15 protein-coding genes are annotated in these 16,359 nt (G+C 69.1%); 10 read left to right on the top strand and 5 right to left on the bottom strand.

The window, feature by feature from the left end:
* Together ODE13_RS02635 and ODE13_RS02630 are read left to right on the top strand one after the other, a co-directional pair.
* Window positions 1-254 (top strand): L-serine ammonia-lyase, iron-sulfur-dependent, subunit alpha (locus tag ODE13_RS02635; protein ID WP_322477870.1); only part of this gene is annotated, 254 nt, incomplete at its 5' end.
* A 34-nt stretch (window positions 255-288) separates the two neighbouring features.
* Complete coding sequence (locus ODE13_RS02630; RefSeq protein ID WP_322477869.1) at window positions 289-783, top strand: hypothetical protein; 495 nt, start codon at window positions 289-291, stop codon at window positions 781-783.
* On the opposite strand, the gene ODE13_RS02625 is transcribed toward ODE13_RS02630, so the two are convergent.
* The gene (locus ODE13_RS02625; RefSeq protein ID WP_322477868.1) at window positions 719-1,273 is read right to left on the bottom strand and encodes a dihydrofolate reductase family protein; all 555 of its coding nucleotides are present in this window, start codon (window positions 1,271-1,273) and stop codon (window positions 719-721) included. The genes ODE13_RS02630 and ODE13_RS02625 overlap by 65 nt on opposite strands.
* A 106-nt stretch (window positions 1,274-1,379) precedes the next feature.
* The gene (locus ODE13_RS02620; protein ID WP_322477867.1) at window positions 1,380-2,612 is read right to left on the bottom strand and encodes an acyl-CoA dehydrogenase family protein; all 1,233 of its coding nucleotides are present in this window, start codon (window positions 2,610-2,612) and stop codon (window positions 1,380-1,382) included.
* 332 nt (window positions 2,613-2,944) lie between these two features.
* Here ODE13_RS02620 and ODE13_RS02615 point away from each other — a divergent pair, with 332 nt between their 5' ends.
* The 3 genes from ODE13_RS02615 to ODE13_RS02605 are packed head-to-tail and all read left to right on the top strand — an operon-like array spanning window position 2,945 to window position 8,363.
* Window positions 2,945-4,447, top strand: a complete 1,503-nt coding sequence (locus ODE13_RS02615; RefSeq protein WP_322477866.1) for a pyridoxal phosphate-dependent decarboxylase family protein — start codon at window positions 2,945-2,947, stop codon at window positions 4,445-4,447.
* Window positions 4,444-5,790, top strand: coding sequence for a lysine N(6)-hydroxylase/L-ornithine N(5)-oxygenase family protein (locus ODE13_RS02610; RefSeq protein ID WP_322477865.1), 1,347 nt, complete (start codon window positions 4,444-4,446; stop codon window positions 5,788-5,790). Before ODE13_RS02615 ends, ODE13_RS02610 begins: the two co-directional genes overlap by 4 nt.
* On the top strand, window positions 5,787-8,363 hold the full coding sequence (locus ODE13_RS02605) for a GNAT family N-acetyltransferase (RefSeq protein ID WP_322477864.1): 2,577 nt from the start codon (window positions 5,787-5,789) through the stop codon (window positions 8,361-8,363). The genes ODE13_RS02610 and ODE13_RS02605 overlap by 4 nt, the downstream gene beginning before the upstream one ends.
* 37 nt (window positions 8,364-8,400) lie before the next feature.
* On the opposite strand, the gene ODE13_RS02600 is transcribed toward ODE13_RS02605, so the two are convergent.
* Window positions 8,401-9,105, bottom strand: a complete 705-nt coding sequence (locus ODE13_RS02600; RefSeq protein ID WP_179542070.1) for a response regulator transcription factor — start codon at window positions 9,103-9,105, stop codon at window positions 8,401-8,403.
* Between the two features lie 48 nt (window positions 9,106-9,153).
* On the opposite strand from ODE13_RS02600, the gene ODE13_RS02595 reads away from it, so the two are divergent.
* On the top strand, window positions 9,154-10,338 hold the full coding sequence (locus ODE13_RS02595; RefSeq protein ID WP_322477863.1) for a sensor histidine kinase: 1,185 nt from the start codon (window positions 9,154-9,156) through the stop codon (window positions 10,336-10,338).
* A gap of 365 nt (window positions 10,339-10,703) precedes the next feature.
* Here the strand turns inward: ODE13_RS02595 and ODE13_RS02590 are convergent, their stop codons facing one another.
* The gene (locus ODE13_RS02590) at window positions 10,704-11,552 is read right to left on the bottom strand and encodes a hydroxymethylpyrimidine/phosphomethylpyrimidine kinase (protein ID WP_322477862.1); all 849 of its coding nucleotides are present in this window, start codon (window positions 11,550-11,552) and stop codon (window positions 10,704-10,706) included.
* The gene (locus ODE13_RS02585; protein ID WP_322477861.1) at window positions 11,545-12,051 is read right to left on the bottom strand and encodes a hypothetical protein; all 507 of its coding nucleotides are present in this window, start codon (window positions 12,049-12,051) and stop codon (window positions 11,545-11,547) included. The genes ODE13_RS02590 and ODE13_RS02585 overlap by 8 nt, the downstream gene beginning before the upstream one ends.
* A 268-nt stretch (window positions 12,052-12,319) precedes the next feature.
* Between ODE13_RS02585 and ODE13_RS02580 the strand changes: the two genes are divergently transcribed.
* From ODE13_RS02580 to ODE13_RS02565, 4 genes are all read left to right on the top strand, one after another.
* Window positions 12,320-13,057 (top strand): GntR family transcriptional regulator, encoded by a 738-nt coding sequence (locus tag ODE13_RS02580; protein WP_322477860.1) that lies wholly within the window; start codon window positions 12,320-12,322, stop codon window positions 13,055-13,057.
* A 48-nt stretch (window positions 13,058-13,105) separates the two neighbouring features.
* Window positions 13,106-14,038 (top strand): 5-deoxy-glucuronate isomerase, encoded by a 933-nt coding sequence (iolB, locus tag ODE13_RS02575; RefSeq protein WP_322477859.1) that lies wholly within the window; start codon window positions 13,106-13,108, stop codon window positions 14,036-14,038.
* Window positions 14,039-14,074: 36 nt separating this feature from the next.
* The gene (locus tag ODE13_RS02570; RefSeq protein ID WP_322477858.1) at window positions 14,075-15,076 is read left to right on the top strand and encodes a Gfo/Idh/MocA family oxidoreductase; all 1,002 of its coding nucleotides are present in this window, start codon (window positions 14,075-14,077) and stop codon (window positions 15,074-15,076) included.
* A 206-nt stretch (window positions 15,077-15,282) separates the two neighbouring features.
* The gene (locus ODE13_RS02565; RefSeq protein WP_322477857.1) at window positions 15,283-16,344 is read left to right on the top strand and encodes a substrate-binding domain-containing protein; all 1,062 of its coding nucleotides are present in this window, start codon (window positions 15,283-15,285) and stop codon (window positions 16,342-16,344) included.
* The last annotated feature ends 15 nt before the right edge of the window (window positions 16,345-16,359 follow it).

The following is a 16,359-nucleotide window of genomic DNA, read 5'->3' as shown; positions in this document are numbered from 1 at the left end:
TTGCGATGGAGCACAATCTGGGGTTGACCTGTGATCCGATCTCGGGGTTGGTGCAGGTGCCGTGTATTGAGCGGAATGCGATTGCGGCGACTAAGGCGGTCAATGCGGCGCGGATGGCGTTGATGGGGGATGGGCAGCATCGGGTCTCGTTGGATGAGGTGATCGTGACGATGCGTGAGACGGGGGCGGATATGTCCTCGAAGTATAAGGAGACTGCTCAGGGCGGGTTGGCCGTGAACGTCATCGAATGCTGAGGTCGGATCGGTGAGGCGGCCGTACAGTTGGCCCATGAGGCTCTTCCGACGGCGCCGGCACCCGGTGGACCACCTGGACGCGCGCCTGCGCGAAGACACCCCGGAGCTTCTCGTCGTCCTCCTCGTCCACCGTGTCTCACGAGATGAGGCGGTCATCCAGGTGGTGGCTGACGAGCAGTCCGCGCAGGAGGTCGCGGCTACCGCCGAGGGGGATCCCGCGTGGTCCGTGGAGTGGCAGGCGGTGCCGGTCCTGGACGCCCACGGCGGGGAGCTCGTGCCCGGTGTGACGGTGCACCTGGTCAGCGACGACGGGCCCGCAGACGACGCCCCACAGGATGTCTCACCGGTGCCACGGGCGGCCTTCGTGTCCCGGGAGGAGGCCGAGGCCTTCGCCGAACAGGAGCGTCACGCCGACGTCGGAACGGGTGTCCCGCGGATCCTCACGCTGGTGATCGGCGCATCGATCAGCCCTGAGTCCGGCGGTATCGCTCATAGACCACGCGATTGCCGAAGACGCGGCTCTCCATGAGCTCCAGTGGCACGGCTTCCGGCACCGGTGGCAACAGCGGGGTCCCGCCGCCGACGATGATCGGGTATCGGAAGATCTGGAACTGATCGACCAGCCCGGCCTCGACGGCCTGACCCGCCAGAGTGGCGCCGCCGATCTCCACGTCCTTCTCCGTGGAGTCGAGCACCGCGGGGATCTCCTCCGTCAACGGGCGATCGGCCAGCCGGGCATTGCCCTCGACCCGGTCCAGGGTGCGGCTGAAGACGATCTTCGGCAGGGCTACCCACGCGTCTGCGAAGGCGCTGTAGAGCTCGCCGTGTCGCATCGCCGGGTCGGTCTCCCAGGGAAGCATCGTCTCGTAGAGACGCCGGCCGCACAGGCAGGCGCCGAGCTCGCGCACAGTGTCCAGGTGGAAGCGGAACTGCTCGTCATCCGGCATCGTCCAGTCGAATGCCCCGGTACGGTCGGCGATGAAGCCGTCCACTGAAGTGCCCATAGAGATCGTCAGCATGGTCGTCGAGTCCCTTCCTGCGTGGTGCACCGGCACGACCGGCGATCAAGACCGCCACCCTACGGCGGCGGACGCGCCGGTGGCGAGGCTCGACGCCCCAGGAGGCTCAGGCGAAGGCGGACACCCCCGTCAGGTCGCGGCCGATGATCAGGCTCTGCACGGACTCGGTGCCCTCATAGGTGTGGATCGCCTCGATGTCGGCCATGTGCCGGGCCACCTTGTTCTTCAGCAGGATCCCGTTGCCGCCGAGCATGTCGCGTGCCACCTGAGCGATCGCCCGGGCCTTGCGGGTGTTGTGGTACTTGGCCATCGAAGCCTGCGGGCCGGAGAGCCGGCCCGCGGCGTCGAGCTCGGTCACCTTCCGCACGTGCAGCTGCATGGACGTCAGCTCGGAGGTCATCCAGGTCAGTCGCTCCTGGACCTGCTGGAAGCCGGCCAGCGGCTTGCTGAACTGCTGACGCTGCGTGGAGTAGCTCAGCGCAGCCTCGACGACGGCGGCCGCGTGCCCGACGGCCGACCAGGCCACACCCAGGCGAGTCGCGAAGAGCACCTTGGAGGTGTCCTTGAAGGTGTGCGAGCCGGGCAGCACCGCGTCTGCGGGCAGCTCCACGTCCCGGTACTCGATGACGGCCTGATGGATGGCGCGCAGGGAGGCCTTGCCCTCGATCACCTCGGAACGGTAGCCGCGAGTCTCCTGGTCCACCAGGAAGCATCTGACCTGGCCGTCATGCGAGCCCCCGGCGACTCGCGCCCAGGTGAAGGTGATGCCGCCGGAGGCTCCATTGCCGATCCACTTCTTGGCCCCGTTGAGCACGTAGTGGCCGCTGGACTCGTCACCGACCAGCTGGGCGGTGGTCTCCAGGGACACCGAGTCTGAGCCGTGGGTCGGCTCGGTCAGCGCGAAGGAACCCAACGTGCGAGCCGTGGCCAGGTCTGCCAGGTGCTGCTCCTTCTGTTCCGGCGAGCCGAACATCGCCAGGGTGCGCAGTGCGAGGCCGCCCTGGACCGCCAGCGCAGTGCCCAGGGACCCGTCGGTGCGGGAGGTCTCCATGTTGACCAGTCCGGCGGCCAAGGGGGAGAGGGTGTGGAGGTTCGCCTCCAGGCCGTCGACCTCGACGCCGTCGGTCAGCAGACCCTGGGCTCCGGCTCGGCGGACCAGGTCCACCGGATACTCGCCCTTCTCCCAGTGCCCGGTCATGCGTTCCTCCAGGTCGGCGGAGAAGTCCCGGGCCCGGGTCCACCACGCGCGGTCCGCGTCGGGGACGTCAGCGAAGACGCCGTAGTAGTCCAGATCCAGCGGTGTGGTGACGTCATAGTCCGGGTCGATCTCGTCTCGCATGGCGACCTCCAGCATCAGTTCGGGGCATGTGCGCTGCCCCACATGTTACCCGAGGGTCACTCAGTGTGCGACGCGGACCTCGGCCGGGGTCGAGTGGTCGCACTGTGTCACGCCGGGGAGATCTGCACCACATTCAATGCGTGGTGTCACGGGCTGATCCATCGCCTTGGGGGTGTCCCGGGTGACAGGGGATCGGCCCGATGACAGGGCTGATGCGATTCAGGTGACGGCGGGGAGGGAAGGGTGTCGTGGAGTCTGGGCTTCCCTCTTCCAGGTTCCTCACAGGATTACAGCACTTGAATGTAGCGTAATTGAAGTTATGCTCCCCTAACATGACAGCTTCACACGATGTCCTTCCTGATCAGCTTCCCTTCCTGCGCGGCGAGTCCAGCGCCGCCTACGACGCCCTGATGGCTGATGTCAGCTCACGGATCGCCCAGCGACTGGCCTCGTCCGAGGCGCCGTCCACCAACACTCCACAGCGCGAGTTGGCCGAACGCGCCGCACATCTCGACCTGGATGGCCCCGGCATCGGGGGTCAGGCCCTGCTGGAGGAGCTCGACGAGCTCTTCCTCGCCGAGGCGGTCTGGTACCACCACCCCGCCTACCTGTCTCACCTCAACTGCCCGGTGGACCTGAACGCCGTGGCCGCCGAGAGTGTCCTGGCGGCGGTCAACACCTCCGTGGACACCTACGACCAGTCGCGCATCGGCACGTTCATCGAGCGGCGGATCGTCAGTTGGATGACCGACCGCATCGGGTTCGCCCGTGGCGACGGCGTCTTCACCTCCGGCGGCACCCAGTCCAACCTGCAGGCCCTCTTCCTGGCCCGCGAGGCCGCGCTGACCAGCACGTCGGGACCCTCCCGCTCGGTGCGGCAGCAGCAGCTCGTCATCCTCACCAGCCCGCAGAGTCATTTCAGCATCGCCAAGGCGGCGCTGATCCTGGGTCTGCGAGACGACGCCGTGATCACCGTGGCCACCGACCCGGCGGGCCGCATGGACCCGGCCGCGCTCCGCCGCGCGTTGCAGGAGATCGCCGGGGACGGCCGAGTGCCCATGGCCGTGGCCGCCACTGCGGGCACCACAGACCGAGGAGTCATCGACCCGCTGGAGCAGCTGGCCGAGATCTGCCGCGGGCAACGGGTCTGGCTCCACGTGGACGCGGCCTATGGCTGCGGGCTGCTCGCCTCTGCCCGGCACCGCCACAGGCTGGCCGGCATCGAGGCAGCACGCAGCGTGACCCTGGACTTCCACAAGGCCTGGTTTCAGCCCGTCTCCTCCTCCGCCCTGGTGGTCCGCGACGCCGCCGACCTGGGCCGTGGGGCCTGGCACGCCGACTACCTGAACCCCGCAGACGGTGGCGAGCCCAACCAGGTGGACAAGTCACTGCAGACCACCCGGCGCTTCGACGCGCTGAAGCTCTACGCGACCCTCCGGGGTGCTGGGCCCGACGCCGTCGGGCGCGCCTGGGACGCCCTGCTGGAGCTCACCGGGGAGGTCCGGCGCCACGTGGAGGACCACCCGGAGCTTGACCTGCTCGCCACCAGCGATCTCACCACGGTGCTGTTCCGCTGGCAGCCGCCGGAAGTGAGCGAGCAGGACGCCGACGCTCTCGTCTCCCTGGCGCGCCAGGTGCTCCAGGAGTCTGGGCGTGTGATGGTCGCCAGAACAGTCCTCGACTCACGGCCTTGCATGAAGCTCACGCTGCTGGACCCCGAGACGACCGTGGAGCAGGTCGCCGAGAGCCTCGAGGAGGTCTGCGCCTGCGCGCGCATCCTCCATCGGCACCGAGCCGGAGCGCCGGCCAGCCTCGCCGAGGAGGTGGCCCCGTGAGCACCGCACGCCCCACGCCCGGGAGCACGGCGTCCGAGACTGTGCATGACGTCGTGGGGGTCGGGATCGGCCCCTTCAACCTGGGGATGGCCTGCCTGGCCCACCCCCTGGACGACGTCGACGCCGTCTTCCTCGATGCCCGGGACGGCTTCACCTGGCATCACGGGATGATGCTGCCGGAGGCCACCATCCAGGTGCCCTTCCTGGCGGATCTGGTGACCATGGCCGATCCCACCTCCGAGTTCTCCTTCCTGAACTGGCTCAAAGAGACGGGACGTCTCTATCCCTTCTACATCCGGGAGGACTTCCACCCGCTGCGCAGCGAGTACGACGCCTACTGCCGCTGGGCCGCCGAGCAGCTGCCCACACTGCGCTGGGGGCGTCAGGTGGAGTCGGTGGAGCACGACGCCGCCAGCGACACCTTCGTGGTCACCGCGGTCACCGCCGAGGGGGTCGAGGTCCATCGGGGCCGGAACGTGGTGATGGGCATCGGCACCGCCCCTCAGGTGCCGGCGCTCCTGCGCGAGGATGTCGCCGACTCGCCGCAGGCCACGCACTCCGCCGACTATCTGCACCGTCGCGAGGAGATCCTGACCGCCGGCTCGGCCACCGTGGTCGGCAGCGGCCAGTCCGCGGCGGAGATCTTCCTGGACCTGCTCGAAGCCCACCGCGACCACGGACTGCGCCTGGACTGGATCACCCGGTCACCTCGGTTCTTCTCCATGGAGGACACGCGGCTGACCCTGGAAATGACCTCCCCTGAGTACACCGACCATTTCCACGGGCTTCCCGAGCAGACGCGGGACCGACTCACCCGGGAGCAGCGCGGCCTCTACAAGGGCATCAGCACCGCCACCATCGACCGCATCCATGACACCCTCTACCGACTGAGCGCTCACCAGCCGCTCGACGTCGGGATGCTCACCGACACGGAGGTCACGGCAGCGCCCTGGGACCCCGCCTCCGGGACCCACCGGCTGCGGCTTCAGCACCGGCAGCTGGGGGATCAGGCCGAACACCGGACCGAACACCTGATCCTGGCCACCGGCTACGAGCCTCGAGAGCCGGCCTTCCTGGCCCCGGTGGAGCATCTGATCCACCGCGACTCGGCAGGACGGCTGGCCGTCGGGCGGGACTACCGCATCGACACCCTGGGCGGACGGATCTTCGTGCAGAACGCCGAAGAGCACACCCACGGACTCACCGCCCCCGACCTGGGCATGGGCGCCTGGCGCAACGCTTCGATCCTCGCCTCCCTCACCGGGGAGGAGATCTACCCGCTGGAGCGGCGCATCGCCTTCCAGCAGTTCGGACTCCCCACCACCGCGGAGGTACCACGATGACACTGACCACCCAGACCACCACTGACACCCAGACCACCACGGACGCCGCACAGATCACCGCCGAAGGGTCCGCCGGGCCAGCCGGCAGCGACGCCTGGCTGCGATTCCGTCTCGCCGACCCCGCTCTCGACGCCGAGTACGTCCACCGCTGGCTGACACACCCCGGTGCCCATCACTGGCAGATGGGGCACCTGAGCCTCGAGCAGGTCCGGGACTACCTGGAGGGGATCGCCGCCGACGACGCCCAGGACGCATGGTTGGGGGAGGAGAGCCTCGACGCTGTCCCCGGGGAGGAGCCCGGTCCCGCCGATCCGATGCGGCGGCCGCTGGTGTACGTGGAGACCTACGATCCCGCGCGGATCGTGCTCGCCGACGTCCATCACGCCGAGCCCGGGGACCGAGGCATGCATCTGCTCACCGCCCCCGCCCCGGCTGACCGCACCCGGCGTCGTCACGGACTGACCAGCGCCGTGATGCGTGCCGTGGTCGCCCACTGCCGGGCACTGGGGGCGCACCGGATCGTCGTCGAGCCGGACGTGGAGAACCTCGCGGTGCGGCGGAAGAACCGCGAGGTCGGCTTCGAAGAGCTGCGTGGCGTCGAGCTGCCGGACAAGCGCGCCATGCTCAGCGTCCTGGGCCCGAGCACTCGCCCGGAGCCGAACGTCGAGCTGGATGAGACCCGGCGCCCGGACTCGGAGGCTCCGCATCTGCGCCCGGAGCACATGGCGCAGGCGCAGCGACACCTGGTGGCCAAGGCGTTGGCCGAGTTCAGCCACGAGAAGCTCATCACCCCGGTTCCGGACGAACCCCGGTCCCAGGCGGCCCCTCATCAGCCGGCAATCCCTGATGACGACACCGGGGGGATCCGCGCCTGGCGCCTGGAGATCCCCGGCGCCAGCGTGCATCGCTTCCGTGCCCGGCGCCTGCGTCTGGACCACTGGGTGATCGCGGAGGAGAGCATCCTGCGCCACGATCCCGTCGAGGGGCACCAGCTCCCACTGGACGCCCAAGAGCTCGTGGTCGAGCTCCAGGACCGCCTCGGCATCCCTGATGCGCTGCTGGGCACCTACCTGGAGGAGGTCTCCTCCACTCTCTCCAGCGCGGCCTATAAGCACCAGCGCGGCGGTCCCTCGGCCGCTCAGTTGGCCCGCGGCAGAAGGGACGTCGACGCGGCCGCAGACTTCCAGCAGACCGAAGCCGCCATGACCGAGGGGCACCCTTGCTTCGTGGCCACCAACGGGCGCATCGGCTTCAGCCTGGATGACCTGCGCGCCTACGCTCCGGAGTCGGGAGGGCGATTCCGCTTCATGTGGCTGGCCGCGCGCCGGGCCCATGCCCGCCTGGAGCTGAGTGCCGGTCGCAGCGAGGCGCAGCACTGGGAGGACGAGCTCGGCACCGAGGCCCTGAGCCGCCTGCACTCCCGACTGGACGCGCTGGGCCTGGACCCCGCGGAGTACGCGCTCCTGCCCGTCCATCCCTGGCAGTTTCAGCACCGGGTCGCGGTGAGCTTCGCCCCGGACATCGCCCGCCGGGACCTGGTGGTGCTGGGGGAGGGCCCTGGGGCGTGGCAGCCTCAGCAGTCCATCCGCACGGCCTTCGACGTCGAGCACCCCGGCCGCTCCTACATCAAGACGGCATTGTCCATCCAGAACATGGGCTTCCTGCGTGGTCTCTCTCCGGCCTACATGCGGGCCACGCCGGCGATCAACGACTGGGTCGCCACCGAGGTCCGCACGGACGCCCGGCTGGTGGCCCTGGGCTTCGACGTGCTGCGCGAGCACGCCTCCATCGGCTACACCGGGGACGCCTACCACCGGGCCTCCAGCTCCTCGGACCAGCAGAAGATGCTGGCCGCTCTGTGGCGCGAGAGCCCTTTCACCCGGCTGGGCGAACAGCGGGGGCAGCCGGTGGGCCAGGACGATCGGGCGGATTCTGGGGAGCGGCTGATGACCATGGCCGCGCTGCTCCATCGTGATGCCCGCGGCTCCTCTGTGGCCGCGGCGCTCATCGGCGGCTCCGGACTGGAGGCGCACCGCTGGCTGGCGGAGTATCTGCGCGCCTACCTGCTGCCGATCATCCACTGCCTGGAGGTCCACGAGCTGGCGTTCATGCCGCATGGGGAGAACATCATCCTGCGGCTGCGCGATGCGCGGGTGACCGGTGTCTTCATGAAGGACATCGGGGAGGAGGCCGCCGTCATCGGGCCTCGCGACCTTGATGCGGAGATCTCCAGGATGCGTCATGTGATCGACGACGACGAAGCCGCCCAGCTGATCTTCACCGACGTCTTCGGCGGGGTGCTGCGCCATCTGGCGGGGATCCTGCACACCGACGGCGTGCTGGAGGAGTCCACCTTCTGGGCCACCGTCGGTGCGGTGGTGGCCGAGCAGGAGGAGGCGGGGGAGGCCGAGGGCGTGCGCCGCCGTCGTCGGCTGGACCTGCGGGTGCGGCGCTACCCGCAGTCCTGCCTGAACCGGCTGCAGCTGCGCAACACCCGCCAGATGGTGGACCTGTCCGACGCCTCGGGCTCGCTCATCTACTCCGGCGAGCTGGAGAACCCGATCGGCCGGTGACGGGGAGCTGCGTTGCGGGGCTCGGCGGGTCGGGTGCTCAGTCCAGAGCGGGCTCGACCAGGCCGAGTTCCGTGGCGCGGATGATCAGCTGCACCCGGTCCCGCACCCCGAGGCGCTGCATGAGCCGCCCCATGTAGGCCTTCACCGTGGCCTCCGAGACCACCATCTGGGCGGCGATCTCTGCATTGGAACGCCCGCTGGCCAGCAGCTTCAGCCCCTGCAGCTCCCGCTCCGGGATCCGTGGCAGTTCCGGGTAGCGGCGCAGCATGGACTTCACCTGGGCGGGGTCGTCCCTCACCGAGAGCATCAGCTCATGGGCCACAGAGGGGGAGAAGGGCGCCATGCCGACGTGCACCTGCCGGATGGCATCGATGATCTGCTCAGGTTCGGCGTCCTTGACGATGTAGCCGCCCGCCCCGGCGCGCAGCGCGGGGATTACATAGCGCTCCGTGGAGAACGTCGTCACCGCCAGCACCGAGACCGAGTCGAACATCCGGCGGATCTGCGCGGTGGCCTGGATGCCGTCGGTGCCCGGCATGTGCATGTCCATCACGACCACATCGGGCAGCAGCTGCCCGACCATCTCCACTGCGGCCTTGCCGTCGCGGACCTCGCCGATGCAGCTCATGCCCGCGGTGGAGTCCACGTAGGTGCGCAGGGCCGTGGACATCATCGGATGGTCATCGGCGATCAGCACCCGGATCTCACCGACGGCGTCATTCACAGCACTCGCGCAGGTCATGACCGTGATTCTAGGACCGCCGCCTGGACGTCCTCGTAGACTGTCTGCGTGCCGAGTGTCGCAGAGGAGTTCGAGTCGCAGGGGTTCTGGTACGCCCGGGACCTGAACAAGTGGCTGCTGGTGGTCGTCACCCTGCTGTTCGGCATCGCCCTGGGCTCCGACATCATCCTGGAGATGCTCGAGGGCAAGTCCTTTCCCGTGGAGATCGCGGTCGCGGGCATGCTCAGCGTGGGCTGCGTGGTGCTGCTGTGGGTCCGGGTGACCTGGGCCGCCGTCGTCGGGCTGGTGATGGTGGCAGTCAGCCTGTTCACCGAAGGGCTGGCCTACTCGCTGGTGCTGGCGGTGCTGCTCGTCGGCATCGGAGCGATGGTCACCACAAAGTTGTTCCGCCGCACCCTGCTGGCGGCGAGCCTGGTGTGGTCGGGGTTCCTGACCAATCAGCTCGAGGAGCCGATCAATGGGCTGGTGCTCATGGCCATCATGGTGCTGCTGATCATGGGCTCCTACGGGCTCGGCTCCGCGTTCCGGAAGGTCACCAACGCCCGGCTGCAGTCCCGGCGCGAGCTCGAGGAGGTCGAGGCCGCGCATCGTGAGTCGGTGGCGGCCGAGCGCAAGTCCATTGCCCGGGACCTGCATGACATCGTCGCCCACGACATCACCATCATCGCCATGCAGTCCCGTGCGGCGCAGATGACCGGCACCGAGGACTCCTATCGCACCGCCGTGGAGGTCATCGGGGAGTCCTCCCGCGCCGCGCTGCAGGACCTGCGTCGCATGCTCAATCTGCTCCAGGAGGACGGCGCCCTCGACGACATCCCCTCGTCCTCGGCCACGGAGCTGGACATCCGCACCGGAGCTGCGACGTTCTGTCAGCAGCTGCGCGGACTCGGGTTCACCGTCACCTACGAGCTCGACGGAGACGTCGCGGCCCTCTCCCGCTCCGTGCACGCGGCCCTGTACCGGATCCTCCAGGAGTGCACCACCAATGTGGCCCGCTATGCCGGGCACGGGCAGACCTGCTGGGTCCTGATCTGGTCGGGGGAGGAGGAGGCCGGGCTGACGGTGAGCAACACGGTGGCCTCCCGTGGCAGGGCGGTGTCTCGCTGGTCCAGCTCAGGAGCCGGGCTGATCGGCATCCGGGACCGCGCGGCGGCCTTCGGCGGCACCGCCCGCGCCGGCTTCGACCGCAAGGGTCACTGGGTGGTCACGGTCCAGGGCCTGAAGAAGGACTGAGGTCCCGGTACCCGGGGGGTGCTGCGGAGTCTGTCGCCGGCGCGAGGTGCGTCCAGCCCACGTCAGGGATTCCGGGACCTCTGGAACTGAAGCGCGACACCCTGCCGCAGCCTGACGTGAACCTTGGAGGAAGCTGAAAGACACGCCGCGTGAGTCGCCGAACACTAGACGAAAGTCGACTAGAGCGAGCTTGGTTGCCAGAGGAAAATAGTTTGTGGCGTACAGAAACGGTGTACGTGCATCACGAGAACCTGGCTTGGAGACCCCGGAGGTTTCGGTGCAACGGCCTTCGGTGAGGTGCTCGGTCAGTGTGCGGCCCGGGCGGTGAGAACGGCATCGCCCGGGCCTCTCTCGTGTCCAGGGCCTCAGGCGGACGCGCCGCTGCGGCGCAGGCCGCCCTGCCACAGGGCGTCGAACGGGGTCCCTCCGGCCACGCGCTGACGGATGCCGGCCGTGACGAACTCCTTCGCACGTCGGGCCGCCTCCAGCGGGGTCGCTCCCTGGGAGAGCTTCGCGGCCACGGCGGCGGCCAGCGAGCAGCCGGCCCCGGAGACCGCGTGCTCCCCGATCTTCGGTGCACGGAGCACCTCGGTGCCGCCCTCGCCCACGAAGACGTCGACCGCCTCCGGGCCCTCGAGCCGGACCCCACCCTTGGCGAGCACCGCGGCGCCCGAGATCCGGTGGATCTCCTGAGCGGCCGCGGTGAGGTCCTCCAGGCTGCGTACGGCCATCCCGGAGAGCTGCTCGGTCTCGAAATGGTTGGGGGTCACGAAGGTGGCCTGGGGCAGGAGCTCGGTCTTCAGCGCGTTGTCGGTGTCCAGCGCGTGGCCGGGCTCCTGGCCCTTGCAGATCAGCACCGGGTCCAGCACCACGTGGCGAGGCCGGCGCTCCCTGATCGCCTGGCCCACGGTGGAGATGGTGGCCGGTGAGCCCATCATGCCCAGCTTCACGGTGTCCAGGGCGTCGGCGTCGTAGTCGCCGAACACCGCCTCGATCTGCTCGGCGATGACCTGCGGCTCCACGGGCACGAAGCGGTGGTTCCAGCTGTCCTTCGGGTCGAAGGAGACGATGCAGGTCAGCGCGATGATCCCGAAGCTGCCCAGCTCCTGGAAGGTCTTCAGGTCGGCCTGCGCGCCGGCGCCGCCGGTCGCCTCGGAGCCGGCGATCGTCAGGGTCATCGGCGGGCGGGTGGTCTGGGGGAAGTGGTCAGTCATCGTCACGTCCTTCAGCAGCAGCGGTGGGGGTGCGGTCGGCCGGATCCTCCACGGTCGTCAGCGGCTGAGCCGCCCAGCGGCCCACTCCCAGGAGTACGCCCGCGGGGAATCCGACCAGCGGGATGAGCATCGGCATCAGTCCGCCGGTGCCGGCCAGCAGCACCACGGGGCCGTACAGCAGGCCCACCAGTGCGTAGCCCAACACATGCACGCTGGGATTGAGGTGGTGGCGGTACAGCCAGCTCACCAGCAGGGTCCCCGGGATGCCCACCGCGACGGCGGCGCCGCCGATCAGCGGGATGAGCGGAGTCAGGAAACCCTGGTCGTCGAGGCCGGGGACGAAGGAGAGGCCCAGCAGCAGCCCTCCCATGACGGCGGTGGGCAGCAGCCAGGAGACGGCCCATCCGGTGACGCCGAGTCTCAGACGCGCACGGTGAGTCGGGCGGTGCTGGCGCGGACGACGACGTCGGGCGGTCTTCTCCGGAGCGGGGGTGGTCATCGGGGCCCTTTCAGCGATCGGCGGGCACTTCCTGCGGCGGCGCCCCAGTCTACCGGCCACGCCTGGACGTGGCGCGGCCCGGGCCCAGGGCCATCGTCTCGGTGAAGTTCGGGCGTGGGCAGCGGGTGGCGACGTCGTCGTGTGGAGGATGGTGCGCAGCTCCAGTACTTGGTGGACGCATGGGGAAGATCACAGGAAATCCCGCTGTGCCCTTCAAAAGTTCTGAATGTCGTGACAAACTGACAATTAAAGCGACGAAGGAGCACCCGTGACCCACGACCTCGAGATCACTCTGGACCGGTCATCCCCGGTGCCGCTGTATCACCAGGTGGCGTCGGCCTTCGAGAAGGCCATCAGGGACGGATCACTTCCTGCCGAGACCAAGCTGGAGAACGAGATCTCCCTGGCTAAGCGCTACAACCTCTCACGCCCGACCATGCGGCAGGCCATGGACCAGTTGGTCCAGCACGGACTGGTCGTCCGACGCCGCGGAGTCGGCACCCAGGTCATCGGCGCCCCGGTCCGGCGCAACCTGAAGCTCTCCAGCCTGTACAACGACCTCCAAGACGAGGGAGCGACCCCGCAGACCACTGTGCTCTCCCTGGAGCTGACCCACGCGGAGGCCGAGGTCGCCGAGAAGCTCAACCTCGCTCAGGGGGCTGAGGTTCATCACATGATCCGTCTGCGCAGCGTGGACGGCCGACCGCTGGCGATCATGGAGAACTGGGTGCCGCGGAGCATCGCTTCCTTCGACCAGGCAGAGCTCGAATCCGATGGCCTCTACAACCTGCTGCGCCGTGCCGGAATCGACTTCCGCATGGCCCACCAGACCGTCGGCGCCGACATCGCCGACGCCGACCAGGCCACGCTTCTCGCCACCGATGTCGGCGCGCCCCTGGTGATGATGGACCGGACCGCGCTGGACAGCCGGGGGATCGCCGTCGAATGCGGGCACCACGTCTATCGGGCCGACATGTACTCCTTCGACATCACCCTCGTGAACTGACCGCACGCCTGACGCTCCGTCTGCCAGGCCCCCTCGGAAAGGACAGCCATGACTTCCACACGCCCTGATGCCCCGACTTCGCCCTGGTTCCACCGCGCCGGCTCGGCCGCCCAGGGGGACTGGATGCTCGACCTCGGCACCCCCGACTCCACCACCGAGGTGCCGGGCTGGAAACACACCGGCCTGCGGGTGGCCGACCTCGGCGCCGGGCAGACCATCGCTCTGGACGCTCAGGAGGAGGAGCGCATCGTGGTGCCGCTCTCGGGCGCGTTCACCGTGGAGGTCGACGGGCACAGGTACGAGCTGGCCGGGCGGACGTCGGTGTTCCATGGCCCCACCGATGTCCTCTACACCGGCATTCGGCGCGCCGCCACCGTCAGCTCGGCCGGAGGCGGCCGAGTGGCGGTGGCCTCCGCACCTGCCACGGCGGAGCACCCGGTGCGGCATCTGCCAGCCGCAGACATCCCGCTCGAGCTGCGCGGCGCCGGCGTCTGCTCGCGCCAGGTGCACAACTTCGGCACTCCGGCCACCCTCGAGGCCGACCGGTTCATCGTCTGCGAGGTGCTCACCCCCGCCGGGAACTGGTCCTCCTACCCGCCGCACAAGCATGATGAGGAGGCCGAGGGGGAGACCGCCCTCGAGGAGATCTACTACTTCGAGATGCAGACCGCGCAGGACATGCCGGTGCCGAGCCCCGCGGAGGGCGGCCCGGACGCCATGGGGTACCAGCGTGTCTACGCCTCCGACGAGCGCGAGATCGACGTCACTGCCGAAGTGCGCAGCGGCGACGTCGTCCTGGTGCCCTATGGCTGGCATGGGCCGGCCATGACCCCTCCCGGCCACGACATGTACTACCTCAATGTGATGGCCGGCCCGGGCCCGGTGCGTCAGTGGCTGATCAGTGACGATCCCCACCACGGGTGGATCCGCAAGACCTGGGAGAGCCAGGACCTGGACCCCCGGCTGCCCTTCTCCGGCTGAGCCGCGTGGCGGCCCGCTGACCAAGGAGCATCTGCCATGACCACCACCCTCGGGCTGATCGGCGTCGGGCGCATCGGCGTCATGCACGCCCGCACCATCCGGGCGCTCGCCGACGACGGCGTGGCGCTGATCCTCGCCGATGTCGACGTCGCCCGCGCTCGGCAGGTCTCCGCGGAGCTCGGGTGCCGGGTCGCCGAGGACGTCGACGCGCTCTTCGCCGCCGCGCCGGACGGCGTGGTCATCGCCGTGGGGACCCCGCAGCACGCCCCGCTGATCCTGCGAGCCGCCCAGGCCGGCATCCCCGCCTTCTGCGAGAAGCCGGTGGCCGAGTCGACCGAGGCCTCAGTGGCCGTGCTGGAGGCGATCGCCCGGCACGGCGCTACGGTCCAGATCGGCCACCAGCGCCGCCTGGACCCCGGGCACCTCGCCGCCCGCCAGGCCCTGCAGCGCGGGGAGCTGGGGTGGCTGCACACCATCCGGGCCATCACCGCCGACATGGCTCCGCCCTCGGTGGAGTTCCTGGCCACCTCGGGGGGCCTGTTCCGGGACTGCTCGGTGCACGACTTCGACAGCATCCAATGGCTCACGCGCCAGCGGATCGTGGAGGTCTACGCACAGGGCTCCAACAACGGCGACCCTGCGATCGGTGGCGTCGGCGACGTCGACACCGCCGTGGCCTTGGCGACCTTGGAGGATGGGACGGTCGCCACCGTCTCCGCCACTCGGTACAACGGAGGCGGTCACGACGTGCGGCTGGAGCTGCAGGGTTCCGCAGGCACTGTGCAGGCGGGGCTTGACGACAGCTACGCCGGTCGCTCTGCCGAGCTCGGGGTCGACTTTCCTGCGGGCCCCGCGCACCAGACATTCCATGAGCGCTTCGCCGAGGCGTACCACTACGAGATGCGCGCATTCCTCGAGTTGGTGCGCGGGCAGCGCGAGAACCCGTGCCCTCCGGAAGAGGCTGTGGATGCCTCCCGGGTGGCTGATGCGGCCCAGGAGTCGCTGGAGACCGGACGCCCGGTGCGCGTCCGCCGCTGAGCACAGTGGCTGCCGTCTGCGCCTTTGCGGCTCCGCCGAGGTGGTCTGGAGTTCTGCGCTCCGTCATGGCCGTGCCCTGCCCACGCGCCTTCGTTTTGTGCGTATGTCCTGACATCCTATTGACAATGTGATGAGCGTCACTCAGGATGGAGCCACGAGGGCCACCGCATCCGACGCCTCGTGGCCACAGTCTCGAAGGAGAGACCATGCACCGTTCATCTCGCACCACCTCCGTTGACCCCGCTCCCATCGGTCCCGCCTCATCTCATCCATCGCGGCGTCGCATCACCGCCCGAAGCGCCGCCGTCCTCGGCATCGCCGCGCTGCTCGTCTCCGCCTGCTCCGGTGAAGGAGGCCGGGCGGACGCCGGGGGAGGCGATGACGCCGACCGTGCCGGAGGCGTCGACACCGAGGAGCGCACCGTCTACCTGATCACCCATGCGGTCGAGGGTGACACCTTCTGGGACTACGTGCGCAGCGGCGCCGAGGAGGCCGCCGCCAAGGACAACATCAACCTCGTCTACAACTCCCACCGTGAGGGCGCCCAGCAGGCCGAACTGATTCAGTCAGCCATCGACGCCGGCGCCGACGGCATCGCCGTCACCATGGCCAAGCCGGACGCCATGGCCCCGGCCGTGCAGCGCGCCATCGACGCCGACGTCCCGGTGGTCTCCCTCAACGCCGGGGAGGAGGAGGCCTTCGACGCCGGCGCCTTCGCCCACTTCGGGCAGAACGAGTCGGTCGCCGGCGAAGCCGTGGGGGAGTACCTCGAAGAGCAGGACATCTCGCATCCGATTTGCGTGATCCAGGAACAGGGCCACGTGGGCCTGGAGTCCCGCTGCGACGGCATCCGGGAGGTCCTCCCTGACACGGAGAACCTCTATGTGGAGGGCTCGGACATGACCCAGGTGGCCTCCACCGTGCGTGCCAAGGTCGACTCCGCGGACGACGCCGACGCGATCATCGGCCTCGGCGGTCCCTTCACCATGACCATCCTGGAGGAGGTGGAATCCTCCGAGTCGGACATCCCCGTCGGCTCCTTCGACCTCAACGCGGACATCGCCCAGGCCATCGTCGACGGCGAGATCCTCTTCGCGGTCGACCAGCAGCCCTGGCTGCAGGGTTACCTGGCCGTGGACTCGCTGTGGCTGCACTTCCATGGCGCCTTCGAGCCGGGCGGCGGACTGCCCGTGCTGACCGGCCCCAGCATCGTCGATGAGGGCAACGCCGAGGCCGTCCTCGAATTCGCCGGCGACGGCCTGCGCTGAGCGAAGAAGGGACCA

This window comes from Nesterenkonia sp. HG001, assembly GCF_034438835.1.
In the GTDB taxonomy this organism is placed as follows: Bacteria; Actinomycetota; Actinomycetes; order Actinomycetales; family Micrococcaceae; genus Nesterenkonia; species Nesterenkonia xinjiangensis.
The sequence above is the reverse complement of the archived record's forward strand: the minus strand, read 5'-3'. Positions and strand labels throughout refer to the sequence as shown.

Bases quoted from the DNA above. Each gene is read 5' to 3' on its own strand.
- ODE13_RS02630 (WP_322477869.1), top strand. From the start codon at position 289: ATGAGGCTCTTCCGACGGCGCCGGCACCCGGTGGACCACCTGGACGCG.
- ODE13_RS02625 (WP_322477868.1), bottom strand. From the start codon at position 1,273: ATGCTGACGATCTCTATGGGCACTTCAGTGGACGGCTTCATCGCCGAC.
- ODE13_RS02620 (WP_322477867.1), bottom strand. From the start codon at position 2,612: ATGCGAGACGAGATCGACCCGGACTATGACGTCACCACACCGCTGGAT.
- ODE13_RS02615 (WP_322477866.1), top strand. From the start codon at position 2,945: ATGACAGCTTCACACGATGTCCTTCCTGATCAGCTTCCCTTCCTGCGC.
- ODE13_RS02605 (WP_322477864.1), top strand. From the start codon at position 5,787: ATGACACTGACCACCCAGACCACCACTGACACCCAGACCACCACGGAC.
- ODE13_RS02600 (WP_179542070.1), bottom strand. From the start codon at position 9,105: ATGACCTGCGCGAGTGCTGTGAATGACGCCGTCGGTGAGATCCGGGTG.
- ODE13_RS02590 (WP_322477862.1), bottom strand. From the start codon at position 11,552: ATGACTGACCACTTCCCCCAGACCACCCGCCCGCCGATGACCCTGACG.
- ODE13_RS02585 (WP_322477861.1), bottom strand. From the start codon at position 12,051: ATGACCACCCCCGCTCCGGAGAAGACCGCCCGACGTCGTCGTCCGCGC.
- iolB (WP_322477859.1), top strand. From the start codon at position 13,106: ATGACTTCCACACGCCCTGATGCCCCGACTTCGCCCTGGTTCCACCGC.
- ODE13_RS02570 (WP_322477858.1), top strand. From the start codon at position 14,075: ATGACCACCACCCTCGGGCTGATCGGCGTCGGGCGCATCGGCGTCATG.
- ODE13_RS02565 (WP_322477857.1), top strand. From the start codon at position 15,283: ATGCACCGTTCATCTCGCACCACCTCCGTTGACCCCGCTCCCATCGGT.